This is a genomic window from uncultured Gordonia sp., assembly GCF_937858515.1.
Classification (GTDB): Bacteria; Actinomycetota; Actinomycetes; order Mycobacteriales; family Mycobacteriaceae; genus Gordonia.
The window spans coordinates 1-3,787 of sequence record NZ_CALLZT010000197.1; the positions used below are offsets into that span (position 1 = coordinate 1).

2 protein-coding genes are annotated in these 3,787 nt (G+C 67.7%); both read left to right on the top strand.

Annotation, left to right across the window (positions count from 1 at the left end; genetic code table 11):
* Positions 1-944 (top strand): glutamine-hydrolyzing carbamoyl-phosphate synthase small subunit (carA, locus tag Q0627_RS18685; protein ID WP_298811891.1); only part of this gene is annotated, 944 nt, incomplete at its 5' end.
* The coding region (gene carB, locus Q0627_RS18690; protein ID WP_298811893.1) for a carbamoyl-phosphate synthase large subunit at positions 944-3,787 on the top strand (2,844 nt) is incomplete at its 3' end. The genes carA and carB, both read left to right, overlap by 1 nt.

A 3,787-nucleotide genomic window follows, 5' to 3' on the forward strand; every position in this document is an offset into this window, starting at 1 on the left:
GCAACACCGGCTGGAACACCGAGGACGACGAGTCGCACGGCGGCAAGATCTGGGTAGCCGGATACGCGGTGCGCAATCCCACCCGCCGAGTGTCCAACTGGCGCGCCACCACCAGCCTGGAGGACAAGCTCGTCGAGCAGGGTGTGGTCGGCATCGCCGGCATCGACACCCGGACGCTGGTGCGGGTGCTGCGCGACCACGGCTCGATGCGCGCCGGTGTGTTCTCCGGCGACGCCCTCGCCGACACCGACGATCTGCTGAGCCGGGTCAAGGCGCAGCCCACGATGGCGGGCGCCGACCTGGCCGGTGAGGTGTCCACCGACACCGGCTACGTCATCGAACCCGATGGCCCGGCGCGCTTCACCGTCGCCGCGCTCGATCTGGGTATCAAGACCAACACCCCGCGCATGTTCGCCGAACGCGGCATCCGCGCGCACGTGCTGCCGTCGTCGACCTCGCTCGAGGTGATCAAGGACCTCAAGGTGGACGGGGTCTTCCTGTCCAACGGCCCGGGCGACCCGGCCACCGCCGACGCCACCGTCGAGTTGACCAAACAGGTTCTGGGGGAGGGGATTCCGTTGTTCGGGATCTGCTTCGGCAACCAGATCCTGGGGCGGGCGCTCGGGCGGGGCACCTACAAGATGAAGTTCGGGCACCGCGGCATCAACATCCCGGTCATCGACTCGGCCACCGGCAAGGTGTCCATCACCGCCCAGAATCACGGTTTCGCCCTCGAAGGCGAGGCCGGCGAGGAATTCGACACCGACTTCGGCCGCGCCCGCGTCAGCCACGTGTGCGCCAACGACGGCGTCGTCGAAGGCGTGGAACTGGTATCCGGACAAGCCTTTTCGGTGCAGTATCACCCGGAGGCCGCGGCCGGTCCGCACGATGCCGCCTACCTCTTCGACAAGTTCGCGACCCTGCTGGAAGGAACGAGGGCCTGATGCCACGCCGTACCGACATCTCCCACGTCCTGGTCATCGGGTCGGGCCCGATCGTCATCGGCCAGGCCTGTGAATTCGACTACTCCGGCACCCAGGCGTGCCGCGTCCTCAAGTCCGAGGGCCTGCGGGTGTCGCTGGTCAACTCCAACCCGGCCACCATCATGACCGACCCGGAGTTCGCCGACGCCACCTACATCGAACCGATCACCCCCGAATACGTCGAGAAGGTGATCGAGGCCGAGCGCGACGCCGGTCACCCCATCGACGCGGTGCTGGCCACCCTCGGCGGGCAGACTGCCCTCAATGCTGCTGTGGCGCTGCATGATCGGGGCTCGCTGGAGAAGTACGACATCGAACTCATCGGCGCGGACTTCGACGCCATCCAGCGTGGCGAGGACCGGCAGATGTTCAAGGACATCGTCGAGAAGGTGGGCGGCGAAAGCGCCCGCTCCCGCGTGTGCCACACCATGGACGAGGTCCGCGAGACCGTCGCCGAACTGGGCTTTCCCGTGGTGGTGCGGCCGTCGTTCACGATGGGCGGTCTCGGCTCGGGCATGGCCTACGACGACGCCGACCTCGAACGCATCGCCGGCGGCGGCTTGGCGGCATCGCCCACCGCGAACGTGCTCATCGAGGAGTCGATCCTCGGCTGGAAGGAGTACGAACTCGAGCTGATGCGCGACAACCGCGACAACGTGGTGGTCATCTGCTCCATCGAGAACGTCGACCCGGTGGGCGTGCACACCGGCGACTCGGTGACCGTCGCCCCCGCGATGACGTTGACCGACGTCGAGTACCAGAAGATGCGCGACCTCTCGATCGCGATCCTGCGCGAGGTGGGCGTCGACACCGGCGGCTGCAACATCCAGTTCGCGCAGGACCCGCGCGACGGTCGCCTCGTGGTGATCGAGATGAACCCGCGGGTATCGCGGTCATCTGCGCTGGCGTCGAAGGCCACCGGTTTCCCGATCGCCAAGATCGCCGCGAAGCTGGCCATCGGGTACAGCCTCGACGAGATCGTCAACGACATCACCAAGGAAACCCCGGCCTGCTTCGAGCCGACGCTGGACTACGTGGTGGTCAAGGCGCCTCGGTTCGCGTTCGAGAAGTTCCCCGGCGCCGACGACACCCTCACCACCACCATGAAGTCGGTGGGTGAGGCGATGAGCCTGGGCCGAAGCTTTGCCGAGGCGCTCGGCAAGGTTATGCGCTCGCTGGAGACCAAGGCCGCCGGATTCTGGACCGAGGCCGGCCGGCAGGATCCGTCGTCGGTGGACCTGCCCGCGCTGCTGGACTCGCTCAGAACACCCAAGGACGGGCGCCTCTACGGCATCATGCTGGCCTTCGATGCCGGCGCCACCGTCGAACAGCTCTACGATGCCACCGCCATAGACCCGTGGTTCCTGGCCGAGATCGAGGCCATCGGAGCGCTGGGCTCCCGGATCCGCGACGCTGCCGAGCTTGACGCCGAGTTGCTGCGCGAGGCCAAGAGCACCGGCTTCTCCGACCGCCAGATTGCCGCGTTGCGTAGCGATTTCGCGGATGAGGCCGCGGTGCGCGAGTTCCGTATCGAGGCGGGAGTGCGGCCGGTGTACAAGACCGTCGACACCTGCGCCGCCGAGTTCGAGGCCAAGACGCCGTACCACTATTCGTCGTACGAGCTCGATCCCGCGGCCACCAGTGAGGTGGCCCCGCAGACCGAACGCGACAAGGTGCTGATCCTCGGCTCGGGACCCAACCGCATCGGGCAGGGCATCGAATTCGACTACTCGTGCGTGCACGCGGCGCTGACGCTGTCGGAGGCCGGGTTCGAGACGGTGATGGTCAACTGCAACCCGGAGACCGTCTCCACCGACTACGACACCGCCGACCGCCTCTATTTCGAGCCGCTGACCTTCGAGGACGTGCTGGAGGTGTACCACGCCGAGGCTCAGTCGGGAACGGTCGCCGGGGTGATCGTGCAGCTCGGCGGACAGACCCCGCTCGGCCTGGCGCACCGGCTGCAGACGGCGGGCGTGCCGATCGTCGGCACCTCACCCGAGGCCATCGACCTGGCCGAGGACCGCGGCGAGTTCGGCAGGGTGCTCACCGACGCCGGGCTGCCCGCACCGGCCTTCGGCACCGCCACCAGCTTCGACGAGGCGCGTGAGACCGCGGGACGGATCGGCTACCCGGTGCTGGTGCGGCCGTCGTATGTGCTCGGCGGCCGCGGCATGGAGATCGTGTACGACGAGAAGTCGTTGCAGGACTACATCTCCCGCGCAACCGAGCTGACCCCCGATCATCCGGTGCTGGTCGACCGGTTCCTGGAGGACGCCGTCGAGATCGACGTCGACGCCCTCTGCGACGGCGACGAGGTATTCATCGGCGGCGTGATGGAACACATCGAGGAGGCCGGTATCCACTCCGGTGACTCGGCCTGTGCGCTGCCGCCGGTCACGCTGGGTCGCGCCGATCTGCAGATGGTGCGCGAGTCCACGGAGGCTCTGGCCAAGGGTATCGGCGTCAAGGGGCTGCTCAACGTGCAGTACGCGCTCAAGGACGACATTCTCTACGTGCTCGAAGCCAACCCGCGCGCGAGCCGGACCGTGCCGTTCGTATCCAAGGCCACGGCGGTGCCGCTGGCCAAGGCATGCGCCCGGGTCATGCTCGGGTCGAGCATCGCGCAGTTGCGTGAGCAGGGGATTCTGCCGCCCACCGGAGACGGCGGTGAGGCGCCCGCCGGCGGGCCGATCGCGGTGAAGGGGCCTTACATCGGCAGCTTCGTCGCCGAACATCTCGTCCGGCGGCCCTGGGCCTACGCCGTGCCGGAAAACCTCGCGCGCAAGCTCGAAGGCCATGGC